The sequence below is a fragment of the Pseudoalteromonas sp. SR44-5 genome, from assembly GCF_014163675.1.
GTDB classification, from domain to species: domain Bacteria; phylum Pseudomonadota; class Gammaproteobacteria; order Enterobacterales; family Alteromonadaceae; genus Pseudoalteromonas; species Pseudoalteromonas rhizosphaerae.
Genome location: NZ_JACJDT010000013.1, coordinates 88,496 through 112,220, shown reverse-complemented (window position 1 = coordinate 112,220; position 23,725 = coordinate 88,496). Strand labels below are relative to the sequence as shown.

20 protein-coding genes and 5 tRNA genes are annotated in these 23,725 nt (G+C 39.7%); 20 read left to right on the top strand and 5 right to left on the bottom strand.

All coding sequences use genetic code 11. From position 1 onward, the window contains the following. From H5154_RS09845 to purF, 7 genes are all read left to right on the top strand, one after another. Positions 1-721 (top strand): FimV/HubP family polar landmark protein (locus H5154_RS09845; protein WP_310736607.1); only part of this gene is annotated, 721 nt, incomplete at its 5' end. A gap of 178 nt (positions 722-899) precedes the next feature. Further along, a complete protein-coding gene (gene truA / locus H5154_RS09840; protein ID WP_149980769.1) occupies positions 900-1,694 on the top strand; it encodes a tRNA pseudouridine(38-40) synthase TruA in 795 nt (264 codons plus the stop codon). Positions 1,695-1,854: 160 nt separating this feature from the next. Beyond that, on the top strand, positions 1,855-2,730 hold the full coding sequence (accD, locus tag H5154_RS09835) for an acetyl-CoA carboxylase, carboxyltransferase subunit beta (RefSeq protein ID WP_145241496.1): 876 nt from the start codon (positions 1,855-1,857) through the stop codon (positions 2,728-2,730). A 25-nt stretch (positions 2,731-2,755) separates the two neighbouring features. Continuing rightward, positions 2,756-4,021 carry a bifunctional tetrahydrofolate synthase/dihydrofolate synthase gene (gene folC, locus H5154_RS09830; protein WP_182718157.1) on the top strand — a complete coding sequence of 422 codons (1,266 nt, stop codon included), beginning with the start codon at positions 2,756-2,758 and terminating at the stop codon, positions 4,019-4,021. Between the two features lie 11 nt (positions 4,022-4,032). Continuing rightward, positions 4,033-4,671: an SPOR domain-containing protein gene (locus H5154_RS09825; RefSeq protein WP_182718156.1), complete on the top strand. Its 639-nt coding sequence runs from the start codon at positions 4,033-4,035 to the stop codon at positions 4,669-4,671. Positions 4,672-4,732: 61 nt separating this feature from the next. Continuing rightward, complete coding sequence (locus H5154_RS09820; RefSeq protein ID WP_054206292.1) at positions 4,733-5,227, top strand: CvpA family protein; 495 nt, start codon at positions 4,733-4,735, stop codon at positions 5,225-5,227. A gap of 18 nt (positions 5,228-5,245) precedes the next feature. Beyond that, positions 5,246-6,772 carry an amidophosphoribosyltransferase gene (gene purF, locus H5154_RS09815; RefSeq protein ID WP_182718155.1) on the top strand — a complete coding sequence of 509 codons (1,527 nt, stop codon included), beginning with the start codon at positions 5,246-5,248 and terminating at the stop codon, positions 6,770-6,772. A 114-nt stretch (positions 6,773-6,886) separates the two neighbouring features. On the opposite strand, the gene H5154_RS09810 is transcribed toward purF, so the two are convergent. Next, entirely contained in the window at positions 6,887-7,486 is a 600-nt protein-coding gene (locus tag H5154_RS09810) for a Yip1 family protein (protein WP_182718154.1), read from the bottom strand. 414 nt (positions 7,487-7,900) lie between these two features. Between H5154_RS09810 and miaE the strand changes: the two genes are divergently transcribed. The 3 genes from miaE (at position 7,901) to H5154_RS09795 (ending at position 13,008) form a co-directional block, all read left to right on the top strand. Continuing rightward, positions 7,901-8,671, top strand: coding sequence for a tRNA isopentenyl-2-thiomethyl-A-37 hydroxylase MiaE (miaE, locus tag H5154_RS09805; RefSeq protein ID WP_182718153.1), 771 nt, complete (start codon positions 7,901-7,903; stop codon positions 8,669-8,671). A gap of 199 nt (positions 8,672-8,870) precedes the next feature. Beyond that, on the top strand, positions 8,871-11,096 hold the full coding sequence (locus H5154_RS09800; protein ID WP_182718152.1) for an EAL domain-containing protein: 2,226 nt from the start codon (positions 8,871-8,873) through the stop codon (positions 11,094-11,096). Continuing rightward, positions 11,089-13,008 carry a sensor histidine kinase gene (locus H5154_RS09795; RefSeq protein ID WP_182718151.1) on the top strand — a complete coding sequence of 640 codons (1,920 nt, stop codon included), beginning with the start codon at positions 11,089-11,091 and terminating at the stop codon, positions 13,006-13,008. Before H5154_RS09800 ends, H5154_RS09795 begins: the two co-directional genes overlap by 8 nt. A 48-nt stretch (positions 13,009-13,056) precedes the next feature. Here H5154_RS09795 and H5154_RS09790 read toward each other — a convergent pair whose 3' ends face one another. The 3 genes from H5154_RS09790 to H5154_RS09780 all read right to left on the bottom strand — a co-directional run bounded on the left by H5154_RS09790 (position 13,057) and on the right by H5154_RS09780 (position 15,208). After that, positions 13,057-13,836, bottom strand: a complete 780-nt coding sequence (locus tag H5154_RS09790) for an ABC transporter substrate-binding protein (protein ID WP_182718150.1) — start codon at positions 13,834-13,836, stop codon at positions 13,057-13,059. A 47-nt stretch (positions 13,837-13,883) separates the two neighbouring features. Further along, positions 13,884-14,627: a UDP-2,3-diacylglucosamine diphosphatase gene (locus H5154_RS09785; protein WP_182718149.1), complete on the bottom strand. Its 744-nt coding sequence runs from the start codon at positions 14,625-14,627 to the stop codon at positions 13,884-13,886. Positions 14,628-14,716: 89 nt separating this feature from the next. Next, entirely contained in the window at positions 14,717-15,208 is a 492-nt protein-coding gene (locus tag H5154_RS09780; protein ID WP_145241476.1) for a peptidylprolyl isomerase, read from the bottom strand. A gap of 150 nt (positions 15,209-15,358) precedes the next feature. Here H5154_RS09780 and cysS point away from each other — a divergent pair, with 150 nt between their 5' ends. Together cysS and H5154_RS09770 are read left to right on the top strand one after the other, a co-directional pair. After that, entirely contained in the window at positions 15,359-16,738 is a 1,380-nt protein-coding gene (cysS, locus tag H5154_RS09775; RefSeq protein ID WP_182718148.1) for a cysteine--tRNA ligase, read from the top strand. A 198-nt stretch (positions 16,739-16,936) separates the two neighbouring features. Continuing rightward, positions 16,937-17,830: a DMT family transporter gene (locus H5154_RS09770; RefSeq protein WP_182718147.1), complete on the top strand. Its 894-nt coding sequence runs from the start codon at positions 16,937-16,939 to the stop codon at positions 17,828-17,830. Between the two features lie 63 nt (positions 17,831-17,893). Here H5154_RS09770 and folD read toward each other — a convergent pair whose 3' ends face one another. Beyond that, positions 17,894-18,748, bottom strand: a complete 855-nt coding sequence (folD, locus tag H5154_RS09765) for a bifunctional methylenetetrahydrofolate dehydrogenase/methenyltetrahydrofolate cyclohydrolase FolD (protein ID WP_149980758.1) — start codon at positions 18,746-18,748, stop codon at positions 17,894-17,896. 350 nt (positions 18,749-19,098) lie between these two features. Between folD and H5154_RS09760 the strand changes: the two genes are divergently transcribed. From H5154_RS09760 to clpX, 8 genes are all read left to right on the top strand, one after another. Further along, positions 19,099-19,175: transfer RNA gene (locus H5154_RS09760), tRNA-Pro, on the top strand. Positions 19,176-19,306: 131 nt separating this feature from the next. Further along, a tRNA-Arg gene (locus tag H5154_RS09755) sits at positions 19,307-19,383 on the top strand. Positions 19,384-19,406: 23 nt separating this feature from the next. Beyond that, a tRNA-His gene (locus H5154_RS09750) sits at positions 19,407-19,482 on the top strand. A 17-nt stretch (positions 19,483-19,499) separates the two neighbouring features. After that, a tRNA-Pro gene (locus H5154_RS09745) sits at positions 19,500-19,576 on the top strand. 70 nt (positions 19,577-19,646) lie between these two features. Next, positions 19,647-19,723 (top strand) — tRNA-Pro (locus tag H5154_RS09740). Positions 19,724-20,120: 397 nt separating this feature from the next. Then, positions 20,121-21,425: a trigger factor gene (tig, locus tag H5154_RS09735; protein ID WP_182718146.1), complete on the top strand. Its 1,305-nt coding sequence runs from the start codon at positions 20,121-20,123 to the stop codon at positions 21,423-21,425. 164 nt (positions 21,426-21,589) lie between these two features. Continuing rightward, on the top strand, positions 21,590-22,207 hold the full coding sequence (gene clpP, locus H5154_RS09730; protein WP_064668127.1) for an ATP-dependent Clp endopeptidase proteolytic subunit ClpP: 618 nt from the start codon (positions 21,590-21,592) through the stop codon (positions 22,205-22,207). A gap of 134 nt (positions 22,208-22,341) precedes the next feature. Further along, entirely contained in the window at positions 22,342-23,625 is a 1,284-nt protein-coding gene (gene clpX / locus H5154_RS09725) for an ATP-dependent protease ATP-binding subunit ClpX (RefSeq protein WP_182718145.1), read from the top strand. The last annotated feature ends 100 nt before the right edge of the window (positions 23,626-23,725 follow it).

Below are 23,725 nucleotides of genomic sequence, written 5' to 3'. Positions count from 1 at the left end.
TGAGCAAGTTGCTGAAGACGAGCCAGTTGTTGAAGACGAACCAGTTGCTGAAGACGAACTAGTTACTGAAGATGAAGCAGTTGTTGAAGATGAACTTACAGATGCGTTAGAAGATGAATATCATGGTGATTTCGCGACTGAACTTGAAGATCCACTGGAACAATCGTTGTCAGATGATCAGCTTGATGATGATTTTATGGCTGATCTCACCCAAACAGATTTTGATGCATTGCTTAGTGAGTTGGCTGAACCTGAGTCTTTAGAAATAGATGATAGCAGCGAGTTTGAAGTTGATTTCAATGCGTTACTCAGTGAAGATCTTGCTGCACTTGAAGAGCTTTCAGTACCTGATGATGTGCCGTCGGCGGAGCAATTAAGTGAAGACGTGAATACATCAACAAATGAGGACATCGTTGCGGATGAATTTGTCGATATTGATGCTTTGATTGAACAAAGTGATGATACAAGCTTAGATTATGAACCTTATGATGATGTAAATATGGATGTCGGATTAAGTGAGTTTGATGCCTTACTTGCTGGAGATAACCCAACTGATGTGGATGCTGAAAGTGGCGGTTATTCTGCAAAACTTGATTTAGCACGTGCTTATATTGAAATAGGGGATATGGATGCAGCCCTTGACGCTATTGACGAAGTGATAGCAAATGGTCCCGAAGAAGTACAAGAAGAAGCACAAAGCTTAAAAGCAAAATTACTGTAAGTTGTTTCTGCATTTATAGTTAAAACGGGGAGTAAATTTAGTTTACTCCCCGTTTTTTTAGCAATAGAAAAAAGGTCGCTTGGCTACTGTGCGCTTAATTTGTATAGAGTCACTTTTATTGCAGCGTCAGATAGCATAAAATGCCCCGTTCATTAGCACAGTAGGTAAAGCAGTAATTATGCGAGTAGCACTTGGAGTTGAGTACAACGGCGCCCGTTATAGTGGTTGGCAACGTCAATCGCATGTAAATAGCGTACAACAAGAAGTAGAAACCGCGCTTTCGCGTATTTGTAATCATCCAGTTGAAATAGTCTGTGCTGGGCGCACTGATGCCGGCGTGCATGGCACTGGGCAAGTGGTGCATTTTGATACCGATGCTGAACGCGATATGGTTGCATTTACTATGGGTATGAATACCTTGCTACCGAAAGATATTGCTATTCGCTATGCAAAACCGGTGAGTGATGATTTTCATGCACGTTTTAGTGCTACAGCTCGTCGTTATCGTTATGTTATTTACAATAACGCCTTTCGAGGAGCAATATTAAATGAAGGCGTTACGCATTTTCATCACCCACTTGATGAAACTAAAATGCAAGAAGCATGTCAATATCTATTAGGCGAGCATGATTTTACGTCATTCAGAGCTTTGCATTGTCAAGCGAATACTGCTACACGTACTATTCATCACTTGTCAGTTGAGCGTCAAGGCAGTTATGTGATTATTGATATTAAGGCTAATGCATTTTTACACCACATGGTGCGTAACATTACCGGTTGCTTAACCGATATTGGTATTCATAAGCAGCAACCTGTGTGGCTAAAAGAGTTACTTGATTTAAAAGAGCGAGCCAAAGCCAGTGCGACGGCAAAGGCGGCAGGTTTATACTTAGTTGATGTTGACTATCCGGCGCGGTTTGAAATTCCGTCGACACCACTTGGCCCTTTATTCTTAACGGATGTGAAGGGTTAATTGGTGATAAATTAAACATAACCTTGCAGGCATTTCACTACTAAGACCAGTTTTTTATACCGCCTGTGTGGAATTCATGTTTTAATTGAAAAAATTTGTCTGTCAATAATGATTTGGCAGGAACGCAGCAAAGCACAGAATAGTATTAAGAGAGTTGCAAATGAGTTGGTTAGAAAAAATCCTACCTAAAACAACAAAGTCTTCGGCTCGTAAAGAGATCCCTGAAGGTGTTTGGGCAAAGTGTACAGATTGTGATTCGATTTTATATAAAGCTGAATTAGAAAAATCACTCAATGTATGTCCTAAATGCAATCACCACATGCGTGTGAGTGGCCGTAAACGCCTTGAGCACTTTTTGGATGATGGCGACCGCCAAGAACTTGGCACACAGCACGAACCAAAAGATATTTTAAAGTTTAAAGACTCGAAAAAATATTCAGATCGTATCGCCGCCGCACAAAAATCAAGTGGCGAAAAAGACGCATTAGTCGCGATGAAGGGACGCTTAAAAGGCATTCCAGTGGCCGCCGTCGCATTTGAATTCTCATTTATGGGTGGGTCAATGGCATCGGTTGTTGGCGCACGTTTTGTGGATGCTGTTGATCAGTGTTTAGAGCATAACATGCCGCTAATTTGCTTCTCAGCTTCAGGTGGCGCACGTATGCAAGAGGCACTAATGTCGCTTATGCAAATGGCTAAAACCAGTGCTGCACTTGCTAAGATGAGCGAACAAGGCTTACCGTTTATCTCAGTAATGACTGACCCAACTATGGGCGGTGTATCAGCATCATTAGCTATGCTAGGTGATATCAACGTGGCGGAGCCAAAAGCATTAATCGGCTTTGCGGGTCCTCGTGTAATTGAACAAACTGTGCGCGAAACCTTACCTGAAGGCTTCCAACGAAGTGAATTTCTACTCGAGCATGGTGCCATCGATATGATTATTGATCGCCGTGAAATGCGTGACACACTTGCCCGCATACTAGCTAAATTTATGAACTTGCCTTCTACGGAACAAGAGCATAGAGTAGCGTAAATTTCAGCTTTACTGATTACACGCTATGACAAAAAATCTTCCTAGCCAATCATCAAGCCTTGATGATTGGCTTTGTTATTTAGAAAGTGTTCACCCAGCAAATATTGCCATGGGTTTAGAACGCGTTGCCAAAGTTGCCAATACCATTGGTTTACTAGATAGCCCAAGTAAAATTATTCTAATAGCCGGCACCAATGGCAAAGGCACCACTGCCCGATGTTTAGAATCACTGCTGCTTGCCCAAGGTTATTCGGTTGGTACCTATGCCTCTCCTCATTTAATTCATTATAACGAGCGAGTGCGCATTAATGGCGCTGAGCTTGATGATCAATTTCATGTTGATGCGTTTGACTTGCTCGAGCAAGGCCGCGGTGACACGCCACTGACTTATTTTGAGTATGGCACCTTAGGCGCACTGGCTATTTTTAAACGCCATAGCGTTGATTATGTGCTGTTAGAAGTGGGTTTAGGTGGGCGTTTCGATGCTACCAATATTGTTACTCCATTTGCCAGTGTGATCACCACCATAGATCTAGATCATAAAGAGTACCTTGGTGATACGCGAGAGCTTGTGGGTTATGATAAAGCAGGGATCTTCCGTACTGGCACACCTGCCATTGTCGGCGATTTAAATATACCGCACACAGTCACCGACTACGGTCATGAAATTAACACGGTGATGCATTTATCAGGGCGTGACTTTATATTTAAAGAGCATGCGCAAAGTTTTAGTTGGCAATATCAAGCCCATCACTTTGAGTTTGCTAAACCATCAATCCCATGCCAAAACGCGGCAACGGCACTAACCACATTAGCCGTGTTAGATTTATTACCTAGTGAGGCAGTGATCCGTGATTGTTTAGCTAATTTAGTTGTTGAAGGGCGTTTTCAGCAACTAAGCAGCAAACCTATGGTCTATACTGATGTGGCACATAATGCTGAATCTGCACGCTATTTAGCTAAAAAGTTAGCTAACCTGCAAGATCAAGGCTTTAAAGTTCATGCGTTAGTCGCTATGCTGGCTGATAAAGACAAAGTCGCTGTATTAAATGAAGTTAGCCCGGTAGTTGATGCGTGGTGTTTAGCCGGACTTAATTGCTTTCGTGGCGATAAAGTAGAGAATTTAGCTAAATCCATGGATAATGTGCATACAAGCGCGCCAATTGAAAAATATCAAACAGTTGCAGACGCATTGGATGGTGTGTTGCCACAGCTTGATGAGAAGACGGTGTTAATCATATTTGGCTCCTTCTTAACTGTTGCAGCTGCTATCAATTATTGGAAAAAATAGAGAGGAATCAGGTGAACTCAGGCTTTATAAATCGTTTAGTCGGCACAACTATTGTGGTGATTGCAGCTATCGTGTTTATTCCTAATATTCTTGATGGCGAAAAAGTACATTACAAAGAAGGCTTTAAAGCCATTCCGGAACGTCCTGAGTTCACAACTATTGACTTGCAAGATTCAATAGATGATCAAGTGGCTAACGCACAACAGCCAAACGAAGAGCCTGAGGAAGATATATTGCCAGATGATGACCTAATCTCAAGTTCCTCTGATGCGGTTGAAGAGACGACGCTAGTAGCGAAAAAAATGGTTGAAGCATCGACTGAGCAAACTACTGTAGCAACGACTACAGCACAACCTGTTGAAAAAAAGTCTGAGCCATCACGTAAGCCTGAAGAAAATTTATCGAAAATGGCATATGTAATTCAGTTGGGGAGCTTTTCGCATAGTGCGAATGTAAAATCGCTACAAGCTAAACTAAGTGACAAAGGGTTTAAAACCTTTACCCGTCCAGTTAAAACACCAAATGGTACTTTAACCAAAGTTTTTGTGGGTCCGTCGCTTGATAAAGCCCAGCTTGAGAGCAAACTCCCTGAATTAAAAGCACTTACTAAACTTAACGGAAAAGTTACCCAATTTGAAGTAGCAAAATGATCTGGCATTTAGTGCTGACCTCTTATAGAATGCGCCCCAAATTAACGACTAGTTGGTTCATATGATCTGGGTTGATTACGCCATCTTTGGCATTATTGCACTGTCTACTATTATCGGTTTAATTCGTGGCTTTATAAAAGAAGCAATGTCTTTGGCTGTGTGGGCTGGCGCATTTATCATATCTAGCTTGTTTTACCAATATTTAGCATCATTCCTAACAAGTATTTCTGAACCCCTTTTAAGAAATGCAGCGGCCATTGCCATATTATTCTTTGCGACGCTATTGTTAGGCGGATTGTTAAACTACCTTCTAGGTGAACTTGTACAACGTACTGGTTTGTCTGGCACAGACCGTGTCTTCGGCATTGTCTTTGGTGCACTTCGTGGCGTGTTGGTCGTGAGCGCGTTACTCTTCTTTCTTGATGCTTTTACTGGTGCACCCAATACGCACTGGTGGGGTAACTCTATTTTGATCCCAGAATTTGGCTTTGTTGTTGAGTGGTTTTTTTCATACCTCGAAAATAACTCTAGCTTTTTAAATTCGGTCAACCGTTAATCGGCGAGGAAAAATTTCATGTGTGGTATCGTTGGAATAGTCGGAACATCTCCTGTAAATCAGGCGATTTATGATGGCTTAACTGTTTTGCAACACCGTGGTCAAGATGCCGCGGGCATCATTACCATTGAAAACAACACCTTTAGTTTACGCAAAGCAAATGGCTTAGTGAAAGATGTATTTCACACCCGTCATATGAAGCGTTTACAAGGCACTATTGGTATCGGCCATGTACGCTATCCGACAGCAGGTTCTTCTAGCTCGTCTGAAGCGCAGCCGTTCTATGTTAACTCACCGTTCGGTATTGCTTTAGCACACAACGGTAACTTAACCAATGCAGAGCAGCTTAAAGATCAATTGTTCTGTGAAGCACGTCGCCACGTTAACACAACCTCAGATTCTGAAATTTTACTTAACATCATGGCTCATGAATTAAGTAAACCAAATAAACTACATCTTGACCCTGAAGATATTTTTAACGGTATCACCGAAGTTATAAATAAAGTTCAAGGCGGTTATGCCACCATCGCTATGGTAATTGGCCATGGTATTATCGCGTTTCGTGACCCAAATGGTATTCGTCCATTAGTGTTTGGTAAACGTGAAACTGCAAATGGCACCGAGTATATGTTTGCCTCTGAAAGCGTTGCGTTAAAAACCGATGGTTTTGAATTTGTGCGTGATGTCGCTCCTGGTGAAGCGATATATGTTACTGAAGGCGGTGAGTTTTACTCACAAACATGCGCAGATAAAGTATCTTATTCGCCATGTATCTTTGAATTTGTTTACTTTGCACGTCCAGACTCAAATATCGATCGCATGTCTGTTTACGCTACACGTGTAAATATGGGCACTAAGCTTGGCGAAAAAATTGCTCGCGAATGGGCTGATAAAGATATTGATGTTGTTATTCCAATCCCAGAAACATCATGTGATGTGGCATTGGAAATCGCCCGCGTACTTAATCTGCCATATCGCCAAGGGTTTGTTAAAAACCGTTACATTGGCCGTACGTTTATCATGCCTGGTCAGGAAATGCGTAAAAAGTCAGTACGTCAAAAGCTCAATGCAATTGACCGTGAGTTTAAAGGTAAAAACGTATTACTAGTTGATGACTCGATTGTACGTGGCACTACTTCAGCACAAATTGTTGAAATGGCGCGTGAGTCTGGTGCTAAAAACGTTTACTTTGCTTCTGCTGCACCTGAAATTCGCTTTCCGAACGTGTATGGTATTGATATGCCATCTGCGGCTGAGTTGATTGCCCATGGACGTGAAGTTGAAGATATCAATGCAAGCATTGGCTCAGATGGTTTGATTTTCCAATCGTTACCTGATTTGATTGCTGCCGTAGCGCAGGAAAACCCAGAAATTACACGATTTGAAACATCAGTATTTGATGGCCAATATATTACCGGTGGTATCGATCAGAATTATTTGAATCGTATTGAACAGCTGCGTAATGATTCGGCAAAAAGTAGTCGTGAAAGTGCCATGTCTTCTGGTTTAGAGTTACATAATCAAGAAGAAAACGGCTCAGATTAATCTCTGCCTAGCGAAATAAAAAAGGAGCTAAATTTAGCTCCTTTTTTGCGAAGGAAAGAAAATAATAACACTACTTTATACTACATTTTACAGCTTCTAACGTTGAACTAGGTATCATGTAAAGGTTGGACTTACGATACCGTTGGTCCACAATATGGCGGTGACAGCTAAAATAATCACCAGTAAAATTAGTCCGCAAGTTACCACAGAGCTTGCGTAAATAAAGCCACGCTCTTGCGGTATATGCATCAAAATGGGCACACCGGTATACAGTAAGTAGACCGAATAGCCTAAAGCGACCAAACCCAAACATACAACAAACCATAGCTCTGGCCAAAATGCCGCTAGTGCAGACATAAATACTGGTGTTGAAGTATACGCTGCAAGTTCTAAGGTTTGGGTAAAGGTTGGTTCTGCACCAAAAGTAACAGCCATCCAATGTGCTAAATAAGCCAGCGCAAACACACCCACAATTAAAGCGCCATACATAGCTGCAGCAATCAGTATTGCACTATCGTGGGTTAAAAATACCGGATTACCAGCCCCGATACTCCAGCCTAAATAAACCGATGAGTAATAACCCATTGCAGATGGAAACAACGCTATCAGTAATATATGTGATAGGCTATATGTTAAGCTCTCGTGGCGGTTATCTATTGTTTGCCACTCTTCGAGTGGATGGGCATATATGCCCCAAAGATGGTTTAGTATCATAATTGTGTGCCCCATGAAAAGGAATTATACCAATCGTGTTAAGTTACTGACCATTTATAGCGACAGAGAAATACAGTGATAACAAGGCGTAAATTTTGACATGTAGTTGTTCTACTTGAAAAAATTATAACGCAGTTAGCGCTTTATTTAGCTCGCTAGAATGGTTAAATATTTAAGTCGATTGGTATTAGTTCGCTGTTTTATTTTTATACAGCTTGTATTAAGTTATGGTTCAGTAATGGGGTCTTGTCAAGAAACACCAATGAGAGACGAAAGCAAAAAAATCAGCGGGGATATATTTAACTAGAGTTCGGGTTATTTAATTAATCAAACCCCCAGCTTTGTTTTATTATCAGTCATTTTTCATGATAAAATCATTTTCTTAATGACAGATACTAATGAGCAACTCCCTTCGTGCCACATAGCAAACTTTTAGAACCGATTAAGCAATTTTTACGTTGTGAAACCCCTTTAGGGTGGATTGATGAAGCCACTAAAAAAGAAAACCTAGCGGTTATTTTAATTGATCATCTCATCTGTGAGCTTAAAGCCGCGCAATCTGCGATGTTTTTAATTCGTAAATACGCCGTGGATAAACAAAGCAGCGATGCCTTGCTTGAGTGGCTGAAGCCGTTTGAAACGCTGATATACAAACGTGAAGGGAATTGGCGCGATCTTGCGGCTAAAAACAAACTGACTAAAGCAGTGATCCCAAAATCTGATTCAGCTTATGGGCAAGATTTGGTTGATAAAATGGTGATGTTGATCAAAGAAGAGCTGCACCACTTTTATCAAGTATTAGAGATCATGGATGAGTACGGTATTGAGTATCAAAGTATTACGCCGTGTCGTTATGCTAAGGGTATGCTAAGACATGTAAAAACCTTTGAGCCAGATGCACTGGTCGATAAGCTCATAGTCGGTGCTTACATCGAAGCTCGTTCGTGCGAGCGTTTTGCCGCGCTTGCACCCCATGTAGATAAGCGTTTAGGTGATTTTTATATTTCGTTATTGCGCTCTGAGGCACGCCACTATCAAGACTATTTAACTCTTGCCCAAGAAATTGCTGGTTTTGATATTACCGAGCGGGTTAAAGAGTTTGGTGAAATTGAAGCGCAGTTAATTACATCTTTTGATGACGATTTTAAGTTTCACAGTGGTACGCCGGTAAATAAAAGCGCTTAACCAACACTAACATGTGCTGCAGCTTTCAAGCCATGCTGTAGCACATACTTTATTATCAAAAGTGTTTTTAAATTAGACACATCAAAAACTCTCACCTAATATTTAAAGCAAGTTAATTTTTTTATTTATCAGTTATTTTATTGCTTTGCAATGCATTGTAAATGAAAGGCCATTGCTATTATTATTTTGGTGGGTATATATGGATGAAAAAGAGGGATTATTTGTATTTTCTGCTGAGGAAGAGTTAGTAAATACTGACCTTAAAGTATGGAAAATTCTAACCGTTGAGGATGATCTCGATTATCAACATGCATTAGTTAATAGCTTAAAAGAATTAAAGGCCAAAGAAGGCTACAAATATGAGTTATTAGCGGCCAACTCAGTACCAGAAGCTGCGCTTGCTTTAAGTATGCACCCAGATATAGCACTTGTTTTTATCGATGTGGTTATGGAAGAAGATGACTCCGGACTGCGTTTGGTAAATACCATCAGAGAAGTGATTGGCAACGCTGAAATGCGTATCGTGTTACTAACAGGGCAGCCCGGTTTAGCCCCTGAAACCGATGTGATGAAAATGCTCGATATTGATGAGTACTGGAATAAGTCTGACATTTCTGCGCAAAAGCTTGAATCAATCGTTAATAGTAATATGCGAACTTGGCAATATATTTCGCAAATAACAGCCGCTAAACAAGGTTTGCAACTTGTGCTTGATGCATCAAGGAGCATTAATAGCAAACATGATATGGGCTCATACTCAGCTGCCGTGCTGCAAGAACTAAGCAATATTTTAAAAATATCCGAGGGAGGCGGGATCCTTTGTTCAAGCAACCTTGATAAAGGCGACAATGCAATGATCCTCACTACCAACGGCTGCTTTAATGGTATGAAAGGACAAAAAGTAGATAGCAATTTACTGGCCGATATGTACGATGACTTCCAGCTAGCGATTCAAGAGAAACGTCATGTGTTTTCAAATCAGCATAGTATCTTCTTCTTCCCAGCAACCATTGCTGAAGGCACGCACTATATTACCTTGGTAAAATCAGATAATCCCATTAGTGAAGAAAACGAATATTTATTGAAAGTATTTAGTGAAAACGTCAGTAGCGGATTTGCTAATATTTCATTATTAAATAGATTAACCGAGCTTGCCTATACCGATGTTTCATTAAACTTACAGAATAGAAACTGGTTAACTCGCGAAATTAAAAATATGAACGTATATGAAAAATCCAAAATGCGTTTAATTATTTTTGATATTTATCAGTTTGATGAAAAAGCATTTACCTTTGGTTATGATTTTTGTAGAAAAATCATAAAACTGGTACATAAAAGTATTGTAGATGTTTTTTCAATATATGACCCCAGAATTGCGATTATTAGTAATAGTAGCTTTGGCATGCTCATTAATGTTGATTTTGATATTACAGATGATATTGCGCGTTTTCATAATAAACAAAAGTACGAAATTGAAAATGTTAAGCAATTTATTGACGTAAGAGTGTTGGAGTTAAAGCTAAGTTGCGCATCAAATATTACTCCCGAAAAAGTAATTAGCCTGGCAGAGTCGAGTTTAAATTACATGCAAGTAACTCAAGCGAAGTTTATTTTGCATACCGATGAGAAAACAGTGGCAATAACAAGGCGCTATGAGTTAATGGCGCGCTTGAGAACGGCTATTAGTACCAAAGAATTGCGTGTCGCTTTGCAACCAAAAATGTGCTTGAAAACATTAAAACCAATTGGTTTTGAAGCGCTAGCTAGATGGCAGTTAGCTGATGGCAGCTTTGTAAATCCTGAAGAGTTTATAGAACTTGCTGAAACAGCTGGTTTAATTAATGAGCTAGATAATGTTATTTTTGAAAAAATACTACAAATAATTAATCAACTTAAAAAATGTGGTATAAATTTACCTATTGCGTTTAACGCATCATCTTATGACTTGATCGATCCTTCTTACTTTGAGTCTATCAAAAGTCGGATTGAGGAATATAAAGTATCTCCCTCGATGCTGGAACTTGAAGTGACAGAAACCCAAGCGATCAGTAATTACAACTTTATTAAAGAGGCTTTATCACGATTTATGGCATTGGGTATTAAAGTGAGTATTGATGACTTTGGTACGGGTTATTCATCGTTAGCACATATAAATGAAATACCGTCGAATGCGATAAAAATTGATCGCTACTTTGTCAGCAACCTTGAGCATAATATAAATAATCAATACATGATAAAAATGATCATCAGTCTCGCAAAGCAATTTGATTTTAAAGTTATTGCTGAGGGTGTTGAAAACGAATTTGAGGTGCAATGGTTAAAACAAGCAGGTTGTGAAATGGCCCAAGGTTACTTTTTTGCAAAACCATTATTTTATGATGATTTACTGATCTGGTTAGCACAGTTTGATAATGTAAATGACTAAAAAAAGTAACTCATTTTATAGCGACAAAAAAGGCGTACTCATAAAGTCGCTGTTTATTTTATTTGTTGCGATATTAATTGGCTGGCTGGTATACGAGCAAGTTTATCAGTCAAAAGTAACCATAATAAAAGAGCGCCAAGATGAAAAACTAGTGCTTGTGAGTACTGATTTATCTAAAGAGCTAAGCAGTATTAAAAAACTCACTCAGCTGTTAGCAAATGGCCAAGTATTAAAAAGTAATACAGGTTTAAATACATTGAGCGCTCAACAAAGCGACAAGCTCATAAATGATTATTTTTTAAATTTTGCTTCTGTATCAACCAATATCTCACAAATACGTTGGCTTGAACGCAGTGGTAAAGAACGTTATAGAATTAATTTCAGCAATAAAAAAAGCGAAATTGTTGAGGTATCACAATTACAAAATAAGCAAAATCGTTATTACTTTAAAGAAGGGATGTTAGTTGCACCACCGAATACATTTATTTCAGAAATTGATTTAAATATTGAGCGTGGAAAAGTTGTTGTCCCGCATGAGCCAACAATTAGGGTGACTTACAGAACGCAAGGTGGTGATTATTTAATAGATGGCTTGTTAGTAGTGAATTTTAATCTGGATTATTTATTTAGTAATATTCGACAATATGATGAAAAAAACACCCAAGTAAATATTCTAAATCATGATGGTTATTGGTTGTATAATAAGGATCCCGCATTACAGTTTGGGTTTATGTATAATCAAGTTAATAACTCGCTAGCAAATAACTCTCCAGCGCTTTGGCAACACATCATTGAACATGACGTACAAAGCACCTCACGTATTTTTCATGACAGTTTATATACTTTCAGGCGATTCTCTATTGTTTCACTACGTGAATCAACACAAAGAACCGCAGATTCAGATAAAGAGATTATTATACTTATCGGTAGCCCTAAAGAGCTGCTGTATAATGCAAAAATGACTGCTTTTCAATATGCTGCTCTGTGTAGTGTTGTTTTATGTATTTGCGGTTTTGGTTTTAGTTACCGTGAATATTTATTCCAACAGCAACTAATTACTTTATCTTATAAACTACAGCGTGAAAAAGTAGAGTTAGATAGCGTCAACAAACAGCTCGATTTAACTATAAGGCAGCAGCAGCAATTACAAACAAGCTTACTCGAAGCTCGAAAACTATCGTCTTTAGGGTTGTTGGTGGCGGGGGTTGCTCATGAGATGAATACACCCATTGGCGGTGCTATTATCTCAGTATCTAACGCGAATGTGGTTATTAATAAGTTGAGTGACGCGATAAAAACCGGATTAACTAAATCGCAATTAGATAAAAGCACACAGAGCATTGAGGAAAATTTAGGGTTAGCTAAAATTAATTTAAATAAGGCAGCGGTATTAGTTAAAAGTTTTAAAAAAATGGCGATAGACCGTCATAATGATGATGTCATCACATGTAATATAAGAAAAATAACTGAAGATTTACTGATCTCCCTTAATTCAAGATTAAAAAACTCAAACGTAAAAGTGAAAACCTTAGTTGATACTGACCAAGATATAAAAAGCCGACCAGGAATTATTTCCCAAGTGCTAGAAAACCTGATAATGAACGCACTAACCCACGGGTTTGCCAAAAATCAAGTCGGTGAAATTGAGATAAAAATAGCACAAGCTGCTAGTCAATCCATTAAATTAACCATTTCAGATAGCGGTGTTGGGATTAAAGCAGAGTCTCAACAGTACATCTTTGAGCCTTTTTACACCTCAGCTCGTGGTATTGGCAATACTGGGCTTGGCTTATATATGGTGCACCAATGGGTTACACACATTTTGCAGGGGGAAATTAAATTACAGTCCAATCCACACTCTACAGAGCGCTTTAAAACTGAGTTTACTATTACTATACCCAAACTATCTTAAGATGCAGAATTCGTTGCTTGGAGTGATAGTCATATAAGCATTTGTGTTTTAACGTTTTAAAAATTGTAGGTATTGCTCAGTCTTAGCTTCTGAAAAGCCATGGCGTAGGAGAACTTGTGCGGCCTCACCATTATTTACAATGGTGTTGAAACCGTTTTCTAATTGTATTAATTGTTGCTTACTTTGCACAGCAGATTTGGAAAAAATAATATATAGGTAGTGGGACGCTAAATGAGGAGGGATATATACGATTGACTGTCCTGTTTGTAATTGTGGATGATTGTTTAACCAGTACTCACCGACTTCTTTGGTACCAGCTACTAAATCAACGCGGCCAAGCTGTAACACGCGTAAGCTGCTGATCAAGTCATTAGTCGCTGTAATGGCTAAATTATGTTCACTACTAAAACCCTCGCTAACTATATAATTACTACCTTTACTTATGCTGTATGGCTGTAATGACGTTAAACTGCCATCGTAATTTATTTTGCTACTTTTTCGTTTAAATAATCCAGTAAATGACTTTGCTAATGGTCGTGAATAGTGGAATGTTTTTTCTCGCTCGGCGCTATAATAAGCCCCTAAAAGAGCTGTTCGCTTATTTTTTTCAAGTAATCTTAGTGCACGAGCCCAAGTTGTAAACTCAATGCTAGCTTCAATATCTTGGCTTGCTAATGCAGTAATAATAATATCAGCTAACCAACCTTGTTGCGGCAGTTGCTCTGAAAAATACGGGGGAAAAGGCTCGGTAACAAAAAGCCATTTATCTTGGCTGTATGTATGGCCTGCGTAAAATAAACAAATAAGTATGAAAAATAATTTAAGCATTACGACCAGTACTAAAAACGATCAATATAGTAAGCGTAGACAATATTTTATATTTGTGCGAATGGTTCACTTACTAGTTCTTGTGTCTGTGCGGTAACAACTAAATAAGAGCCTTGAGTATACCAATCACCCAGCACTGTGCGAGTGAGTGTTTGCTTATCTACTTCATAATGATGCACATTAGGGCGATGGGTATGGCCATGGATCATATGTTTTACTTGGTGTTTTGCAAATGTTGCTAGTACCGCTTGTTCAGTAACATCTAATATTTCAAGCGCTTTACCGGTTTGATTTTGCTTTGATTTTTCTCTGGCATTTTGCGCAACTTTACGACGATACCAAAGTGGCATAGCAAGCATTAATCTTGGCCACCACCAACTGCGGCCTTTTTTACGAAACTTTTGATATTCAATATCTTGTGTGCACATTTCATCGCCATGCAAAATGACAGTGGGAGTGCCATATAAGTCAATTACCAGCTGTTCGGGTAATAAAGTCATTCCTGCTTGTTTGGCGTATTTATCGCGCATAATGAAATCACGATTGCCATGCACAAAATATACTGGGGTGCCGTTATCACTCACTACTTTTAAATGCTTTGCAACTTCAGTTGAGAGTGCGGTTACATAGTCATCACCAACCCATACTTCAAAAAAGTCACCGAGTATATATAGCGCGTCTACATCCTTATTAATAATATGCGTATCTAAAAACTGATAAAAAGCTGCACTGATATCTGGGCGATTTTCACTTAAATGGAGGTCGGCAATAAAGTAGGTTTGGCGAGTCATAGGTAAGTCTTTTAAAAATAAATAAAGCGGGCATATACGTATAGCATAGATACCCGCTAAAACGCCACGTTACGTGGGTAAGCGTACTATTAGTTTACAGTTACGCTTGTGATGATAACGTCATCAAGAGGTACGTCTTGATGAAAGCCTGTGCTACCTGTAGCAACGGCTTTAATTTTTTCTACTACGTCCATGCCTTCAACAACTTCAGCAAATACACAGTAACCCCAGCCTTGAGATGTTTCGCTGCTGAAGTTTAAGAAGTCATTGTTATTCACGTTAATGAAAAACTGTGCTGTTGCTGAATGTGGATCAGGAGTACGTGCCATAGCAAGTGTACCAATCTTATTAGAAAGGCCATTGTTTGCTTCATTTTGAATAGGATCATGCACTTCTTTTTGTGTCATACCTGGTTCAAAACCACCGCCTTGTACCATGAAACCATCAATTACACGGTGAAAAATAGTGCCGTCGTAAAAGCCTGCGTTAGCATACTGTAAAAAGTTTTTAACTGTGTTTGGCGCATCTTCTTTGAGCATGTTAATGGTGATATCACCAAAATTTGTGTGTAGAACAACCATGTGGTTTCCTATTAGCTGATTTATTTGCCGCTATTTTATCTTAGTTAGCTAAGATTAACAAAGTGCTTATTCAATTGATAAAGCGCTAGAGCAGGGGCTTTTCAAGTGTTAACATAGCGATTCAAGTAAATAGTCAAGGACTTAAAATAAATGGTAAATATATACAACACACTCACGCGTCAAAAAGAGCAATTTAAACCTATGGTCGACGGCAAGATCGACATGTATGTGTGTGGTATCACCATTTATGATTATTGTCATATTGGTCATGCCCGCACATTTGTTAGCTTTGACGTGATCGTACGTTATCTTCGTCACATTGGTTATGATTTAAAGTATGTGCGCAATATCACCGATGTTGATGACAAAATCATTAAGCGTGCGAATGAAAATGGCGAAGCGATTAACGACTTAACTGTGCGTATGACAAAAGCAATGCATGAAGATTTTGATAGTCTAAACATGTTACGTCCAGACATTGAACCTACAGTCACAGGTCATATGGACGAAATTATCGAAATGGTTGAACGACTAGTTACTAAAGGCCACGCCTATGTTGCAGCCGACGGCGATGTTTTATTTGACGTCTCAACGTTTGAGCAATACGGTGCATTGTCACAGCAAGATTTAACTATGCTACAAGCCGGTTCGCGTGTTGAAGTAGCACAAGATAAAGATGATCCACTTGATTTTGTGTTATGGAAAAAAGCCAAAGCGGGTGAACCATCATGGACATCACCGTGGGGCGAAGGTCGTCCAGGTTGGCATATTGAATGTTCGGCAATGAGCTCAAAGCATTTAGGTGAGCATTTTGATATTCATGGCGGTGGTTCAGATTTACAGTTTCCACACCATGAAAATGAGATTGCGCAATCATGCTGTGCAAATAACGGCAAGTACGTCAATACCTGGATCCATACGGGGATGGTACAAGTAAATAAAGAGAAGATGTCAAAATCATTAGACAACTTCTTTACTGTTCGTGATGTACTTAAAGAATATGATGCTGAATCGGTTCGTTATTTTTTAATTTCTGGTCATTACCGCAGCCAGTTAAATTACTCGCAAGAGAACTTAGATCAAGCACGTTCGTCGCTTGAGCGTATTTATACGGCACTTCGTGGTGTTGAGCCTATCAGTTGTGATTTAGCAACAAATGAACATGTGGCTAAATTTAGAAAAGCAATGGATGACGACTTTAATACACCAGAAGCATTACCGGTGTTATTTGAATTAGCCAAAGAGCTAAACCGTGTAAAAGACGTTGATGCTGAGCAAGCGGGTAAGTTAGCATTTGTACTGCGTAGTCTTGGGGAAGTGTTAGGGGTTGCTCAACAAGCACCAGAGGCATTTTTACAAGGTGGCCAAGCAGATGACGAAGTTGCCCAAATAGAAGCGTTAATAGTTAAGCGTAATGAAGCGCGCGCGGGTAAAGATTGGGCTGCGGCCGATGAAGCGCGTGATGCTTTAAATGCACTTGGAGTAATACTGGAAGACTCTGCAGGTAAAACTACATGGCGTAAAGCGTAATTAATTACCTTACTAGTGCCAGTCAAATAGGCATTGCTGAATAAGACGTATTTTAGTAAGTATTATTTTAGTAAGTATTGTATTAGTAAGTATTACAAAGGGTTGCCAATTTGGCAGCCTTTTTATTTTTTCTAGCTTGACCTCAACTTAACCTTAGGTTTTACCTTTGCGTTTCTTAGTTATTTTGAAAGGAATGAAATGAATATTTTTCTTGCCATGATCCCTGCTTTTTTATGGGGCACCACCTATGCGGTCACTAAATATGCCACCCCAGATTGGCCGCCAATATTACTTGGCGCGTTGCGAGCATTACCTGCGGGTTTACTGTTATTTGTGCTTAAACCATCATGGCCTAAAGCAAAACAGTGGCGCGGTTTAGTATTATTAGCTGTGGTTAATATTGCCCTGTTTTTTAGTTTTATTTTTATTATGGCGGTTAATTTACCAGCGGCAATTGCCGGTGTTGGTATGGTCTCTGTGCCTGTGGTTGCGTTGATTTATGCGTGGGTTTTTAAAAAGCAGCGTCCAGCGTTTTTGCAATCGGTGTGCGCACTTATATTAGTGATTTTGGCTTGGCGATTATTTGATCCCCAGCATGTCACGATTAATGCCTTAGGAGTATTCGCTTTAATTGGTGCGTTGTTAACAATTGTTGTTGGTAGTACTTTAGTGCAAAAAATGTCTAGCCACACTCATTGGTGGACGGTATTAACATGGCAGCTAATCATTGGCGGATCATTGTTATCATTAGTAGCAATGACTCAAGCTATTTACTTTGATCCACAACAATATCAAGTACTTGCTAATGGTGTCAGTTCAATACAGTGGCTTGCATTATTTTGGTTAATTGTGCCAAATACAGCGCTTGCGTATATCTTGTATGTTTGGTTACTTGGCCGGATGACGGTGGTTGAGTTTACTTTCGGTACGATTGCTAATCCGATCGCAGGTATTATTTGCGCCGTGGTATTACTAAGTGAGCACTATCAAGTTTGGCAATATACGATAATGGTTTTAATGATTTTCTTCTCTGTGCTGCCGCAATTGTTAAAGCTAACACGGCGCCAGCGCTCAGCTAAAATAGCCTCATAAATAACAACAAAGGGTTGCTAAACAGCAACCCTTGTTAATTCTTGATGCGACGTTATAGGCTAATTAGCTATGGTATTTTTCACAGGCTTCAAGGGTATTTTCAATCAAGCTTGCTACTGTCATTGGGCCTACGCCGCCAGGTACTGGCGTGATGAAATGTGCTTTTTGTTCAGCGATCTCATACTGTACGTCACCGACTAATTTGCCGCTATCTAAACGATTAATGCCTACATCGATCACAATTGCACCTTCTTTAACCCAATCCCCAGGAATAAACTCAGGTTTACCAACTGCCACAACTAACAGATCAGCACGGCGTACATGAGTTTCTAAATCTTGCGTAAATTTATGACACACAGTGGTTGTACAACCTGCAAGTAATAGTTCCAATGCCATAGGACGACCAACAATATTTGAAGCGCCAACAACAACTGCATGCATGCCTTTGTATTTTACACCGGTCGAATCAAGCAGTGTAATAATACCTTTTGGCGTACATGGGCGAAGAGCAGGCATACGCTGTGCTAAACGGCCAATGTTATAAGGATGAAAGCCGTCAACATCTTTGAGTGGAGTGATATGCTCAAGGATTCTTTCAACATCAAGACCAGCAGGAAGAGGAAGTTGTACTAAAATACCATCAACTTGTGCATCGTTATTGAGTTCATCAATTAAATCTAATAATGCTTGCTCGTTTGTATCTGCTGGTAAATCAAATGATTTAGAAATAAAGCCAACTTCTTCACAGGCTTTACGTTTTGAACCTACATAAACTTGGCTTGCAGGATCTTGCCCTACAAGTACAACTGCAAGTCCAGGTGCGCGCAAACCGTTTGCAACACGTTCACTTACTCTTTGTGCTACTGCACTGCGTACTTGTTTAGCTATTGCCTTACCATCGATGATGTTTGCCGTCATGGGTGACCTTTAATTGGGGTTAGTTAACTTAATACCGATACTTTAAAAAAACGAATGCATATAGAAATAGGGGTAATATAATGCTAATAAAGAACACGTTCTTTATTACTCGTTTTTAATATGCTTACTATTTTCGCAGAAAAGCGCTAATGCGCCAAGTTGCTTTTCTGATATAGCCGCTAATTATATAAAACAGTTGAAATTTTAGCTGATCGTCACAATATTTGACCATTATGAACTAAAAATGACCGATTGATTTATTTTCTTAAAAAAAGGTTTGACCTGACACGGTCAAATCACTATTATGCACCCCGTTGTCAACGAGGTCACTCGCTAACAATAGTAAGCATCGGCGATTAGCGCAGTTTGGTAGCGCACTTGGTTTGGGTCCAAGGGGTCGCAGGTTCAAATCCTGCATCGCCGACCACTTTCTCATTTATAAAGAATGGTAATGATTGGTTTGGGTATATCCTATACAGTCACAAGTTAAATGCTGAAAAGCAGGTAACTATTCTATTATAATAGATTGGCTTATTGGTAAACTATGAAGTTTTCGATGCGCCCATAGCTCAGCTGGATAGAGCAACGCCCTTCTAAGGCGTCGGTCGAAGGTTCGAATCCTTCTGGGTGCACCATTTGAAAACATGTAAATATAGCGGTGGTTGTAGCTCAGTTGGTAGAGCCCCGGATTGTGATTCCGGTTGTCGTGGGTTCGAGCCCCATCAGTCACCCCATTTACAAAAAATAATATCGGCGATTAGCGCAGTTTGGTAGCGCACTTGGTTTGGGTCCAAGGGGTCGCAGGTTCAAATCCTGCATCGCCGACCACTTTCTCAAAAAGTGGTCTCAAATACACAGTTTGAGTGTTCAATGAAAACGAGGTTTAATACTTCAATATCGGCGATTAGCGCAGTTTGGTAGCGCACTTGGTTTGGGTCCAAGGGGTCGCAGGTTCAAATCCTGCATCGCCGACCACTTTCTTAATTAATAAAAAACAATTCAAAATTCATATTTCACAGCTTAATTTTAAAGCTAAAATATTGCTAACTTGCTAACTTGCTAACTTGCTACCTTGCTAACTTGCTAACTTGCTAACTTGCCACTCAAACGCCTACTTTTTATCCGCTATGCTTGCTTAATCCGCTATCTGACCAAATAATTGCCCCCTAGACTCGACTATCATAAATATTAGGTTATAATGCCGCGTCTATTGTTTAACATAGTGCCCGAAGGGCAGAGCAGCATTGGTATCTTATAGTGAAGATGGGGTTGATAAGTCGCTTTAATGACTTTAAACGTGCCAAAACGCATAGTGATTACCGTGTTTGTAAGGAAGGCGAACAGTCGCCAAAATTGAAGATTGAGGTATATCATGCAAGTTTCTGTTGAGACGACTCAAGGCCTTGAGCGCCGTCTGACCATCACCGTTCCTGCAGAGAACGTTGAGACCGAAGTAAAAAAACGCTTACAACAACTGTCTAAAACCCAGCGTATTGATGGTTTCCGTCCTGGTAAAGTACCAACGTCTGTAATCAACAAACGTTACGGTGGCGCAGTTCGTCAGGAAGTAGCTGGTGAATTAATGCAACGTAACTTCTACGAAGCAATCGTAGCTGAAAAAATTAACCCAGCTGGCGCACCAACATTTGCTCCTAAAGCACTTGAAGCGGGTAAAGATTTAGAATTTGCTGCAACATTTGAAGTTTACCCTGAAGTTGAAGTTCAAGGTTTAGATAAAATTGCTGTAGAAAAACCTGCTGTATCAGTGACTGACGAAGATTTAGCAAACATGCTAGAAACACTTCGTAAGCAACATGCATCATGGGCTGAAGTTGACACAGCTGCTGGCGAGAAAGACCGTGTAACGGTTGATTTCGTAGGTACTATCGACGGTGAAGTGTTCGAAGGCGGTAAAGCTGAAGATTTCCCATTAGAACTTGGCCAAGGTCGTATGATCCCAGGTTTTGAAGATAACATCGTAGGTAAAAAAGCAGGCGAAGAAGTTGTTTCTGACGTAACTTTCCCTGAAGATTACCACGCTGAAAACCTTAAAGGCAAAGCAGCTCAATTCACAATCACTGTGAAGAAAGTTGAAGCGCAAGAGCTACCTGAATTAAGCGAAGAGTTCGCAACTAAATTTGGCGTAACTGAAGGCGGCGTTGACGCACTTAAAGAAGAAGTTAAAAAGAACATGACACGTGAACTTGACCAAGCGGTTAAAGCGAACGTGAAAGACCAAGCAATCAAAGGTCTTTTAGCTAACAACGAAATCGACGTGCCTAAAGCGCTAGTAGATCAAGAAATTGATGCACTACGTCAGCAAGCTGCACAACGTTTTGGTGGCGACGCTAAAAACATGCCTGAGCTTCCAGCTGAATTGTTCCACGAGCAAGCTGTAACACGCGTTAAAACTGGCCTATTATTAGGTGAAGTAATTAAAGCGAACGAGATCAAAGTTGATGATTCAAAAGTTGAAGCATTAATTGCAACAGTGGCTTCTGCATACGAAGATCCAACTGAAGTTGTAGAATACTACAAAGCAAATGATCAACTTATGCAGCAGATGCGTAATGTAGCAATGGAAGAGCAAGCTGTTGAAGCTATTTTAGCTAAAGCAAATGTGACTGACGTTGAAAAAGCATTTGATGACATCATGAATCCGCAGCAAGGTGCTTAATAAGTCATTGACTTAAGCCCTCGCTAACGATTAAATGGCTCGTGTTACTCTGTATTATGCAGTGTGCCCGAGCCATTTTAGTTTGTGGCCTTCAATTTCGCCAAAAAATAACTATGCTTCCTTATAATAAGGATAAGTATAAGCGCATAAGGAATTAGATAAATATGAACACTGGTATTACAGATCCACTCAATGCATTAGTACCTATGGTTGTTGAACAAACAGCGAAAGGCGAGCGCTCGTATGATATTTATTCGAGACTATTAAAAGAGCGAATCATTTTTTTAACAGGTCAAGTTGAAGACAACATGGCTAATCTGATCTTAGCGCAAATGCTATTTTTAGAATCAGAAAACCCAGAAAAAGATATCTTTTTATATATCAATTCACCGGGTGGTTCAGTGACTGCGGGTATGGCAATCTACGACACCATGAATTTTATTAAACCAGATGTAAGTACAATTTGTGTTGGTCAAGCGGCTAGCATGGGTGCATTCTTATTAACAGCTGGTGCAAAAGGCAAACGTTATTGTTTACCTAATTCACGCGTGATGATTCACCAACCATTAGGTGGTTTCCAAGGTCAAGCATCTGACTTTGAAATACACGCTAAAGAAATCCTGTCTATTAAAGACAAATTAAACCGTTTAATGGCAGAGCATACTGGCCAACCATTAGATGTGATTTCAAAAGATACAGACCGTGATAACTTTATGAGCGCAACTCAAGCCGTTGATTATGGTTTAGTTGATGCGGTATTTACTAATCGCGAAAGTAAGTAAATATAACAGCGAGTAGTTAACGCTACTTGCTGAAGTCGTTTACACTGTGAAAACCAAAGATTTTTGGTATAGTAAAACGTATTGAAATAGCTGCTAAGTAGTTTGGCAGCCAACGTATAAGATGAGGTAGCTGAATGTCTGACACTCCTACAGACGGCGACAAAAGTAATAAATTGTTATACTGCTCTTTTTGTGGCAAAAGCCAGCATGAAGTTCGTAAACTCATTGCAGGGCCTTCAGTATACATTTGTGATGAATGTGTTGAGCTGTGTAATGACATTATCAGGGAAGAGATCAAAGACATTGCGCCTAAGCACAATACCTCTGATAAACTGCCTGCACCAAAAGAAATTCGTAATCATTTAGATGATTATGTTATTGGTCAAGATCACGCTAAAAAAGTATTGTCAGTAGCGGTTTATAATCACTACAAACGATTACGTAATCAAAGCACCAAGGTCGACATTGAGTTAGGTAAAAGTAATATCCTACTTATTGGCCCAACAGGTAGCGGTAAAACATTATTAGCAGAGACATTAGCGCGTTTACTTGATGTGCCATTTACTATGGCTGATGCAACCACATTAACCGAAGCCGGTTATGTGGGCGAAGATGTTGAAAACATCATCCAAAAGCTACTGCAAAAATGTGACTACGACGTTGAGAAAGCACAACGTGGTATTGTTTACATCGATGAGATTGATAAAATTTCACGTAAATCTGACAACCCATCAATCACCCGTGACGTATCAGGTGAAGGCGTGCAACAAGCACTACTTAAATTGATTGAAGGGACTGTGGCATCAGTGCCACCACAAGGCGGACGTAAACATCCACAGCAAGAGTTTTTACAGGTAGACACCTCTAAAATCTTATTCATCTGTGGTGGCGCATTCTCTGGTCTTGATAAAGTGATTGAGCAGCGTAGCCATAAAAATACCGGTATCGGTTTTGGGGTTAACGTAAAAGAATCTGCGGCGAGCCGTTCTTTAAGTGAAACATTTAAAGATGTTGAGCCAGAAGATTTAGTGAAATATGGTTTGATCCCAGAATTCATCGGTCGTTTACCTGTTGTGGCAACCTTAACTGAACTCGATGAGTCGGCTTTAGTGCAAATATTAAATGAGCCTAAAAACGCCTTAACGAAACAGTACGGCGCATTATTTGGTATGGAAGACGTTGAACTTGAATTCCGTGATGACGCACTGCGTGCTATCGCTCATAAAGCGATGGAGCGTAAAACAGGTGCCCGTGGTCTTCGTTCAATCGTTGAAGCGGTGTTACTCGATACTATGTACGAACTTCCTTCAATGGAAAACGTCAGCAAAGTCGTGATTGACGAAACCGTGATCAAAGGTGAATCAGATCCTATTTTGATTTATCAAAGCGCTAGCCAAGATAAAGCAGCGTCTGAGTAAAATTTACTCATTTTGATAATAAAAAGGAGCCTAGTGCTCCTTTTTTTATAATTTATTTAATCCAGTTGCGTTAAATTGTTGAACTTTACTTAGGTTATCC

Bases quoted from the DNA above. Each gene is read 5' to 3' on its own strand.
- truA (WP_149980769.1), top strand. From the start codon at position 900: ATGCGAGTAGCACTTGGAGTTGAGTACAACGGCGCCCGTTATAGTGGT.
- accD (WP_145241496.1), top strand. From the start codon at position 1,855: ATGAGTTGGTTAGAAAAAATCCTACCTAAAACAACAAAGTCTTCGGCT.
- folC (WP_182718157.1), top strand. From the start codon at position 2,756: ATGACAAAAAATCTTCCTAGCCAATCATCAAGCCTTGATGATTGGCTT.
- H5154_RS09820 (WP_054206292.1), top strand. From the start codon at position 4,733: ATGATCTGGGTTGATTACGCCATCTTTGGCATTATTGCACTGTCTACT.
- purF (WP_182718155.1), top strand. From the start codon at position 5,246: ATGTGTGGTATCGTTGGAATAGTCGGAACATCTCCTGTAAATCAGGCG.
- H5154_RS09810 (WP_182718154.1), bottom strand. From the start codon at position 7,486: ATGATACTAAACCATCTTTGGGGCATATATGCCCATCCACTCGAAGAG.
- H5154_RS09800 (WP_182718152.1), top strand. From the start codon at position 8,871: ATGGATGAAAAAGAGGGATTATTTGTATTTTCTGCTGAGGAAGAGTTA.
- H5154_RS09795 (WP_182718151.1), top strand. From the start codon at position 11,089: ATGACTAAAAAAAGTAACTCATTTTATAGCGACAAAAAAGGCGTACTC.
- H5154_RS09790 (WP_182718150.1), bottom strand. From the start codon at position 13,836: ATGCTTAAATTATTTTTCATACTTATTTGTTTATTTTACGCAGGCCAT.
- H5154_RS09785 (WP_182718149.1), bottom strand. From the start codon at position 14,627: ATGACTCGCCAAACCTACTTTATTGCCGACCTCCATTTAAGTGAAAAT.
- H5154_RS09780 (WP_145241476.1), bottom strand. From the start codon at position 15,208: ATGGTTGTTCTACACACAAATTTTGGTGATATCACCATTAACATGCTC.
- cysS (WP_182718148.1), top strand. From the start codon at position 15,359: ATGGTAAATATATACAACACACTCACGCGTCAAAAAGAGCAATTTAAA.
- H5154_RS09770 (WP_182718147.1), top strand. From the start codon at position 16,937: ATGAATATTTTTCTTGCCATGATCCCTGCTTTTTTATGGGGCACCACC.
- folD (WP_149980758.1), bottom strand. From the start codon at position 18,748: ATGACGGCAAACATCATCGATGGTAAGGCAATAGCTAAACAAGTACGC.
- tig (WP_182718146.1), top strand. From the start codon at position 20,121: ATGCAAGTTTCTGTTGAGACGACTCAAGGCCTTGAGCGCCGTCTGACC.
- clpP (WP_064668127.1), top strand. From the start codon at position 21,590: ATGAACACTGGTATTACAGATCCACTCAATGCATTAGTACCTATGGTT.
- clpX (WP_182718145.1), top strand. From the start codon at position 22,342: ATGTCTGACACTCCTACAGACGGCGACAAAAGTAATAAATTGTTATAC.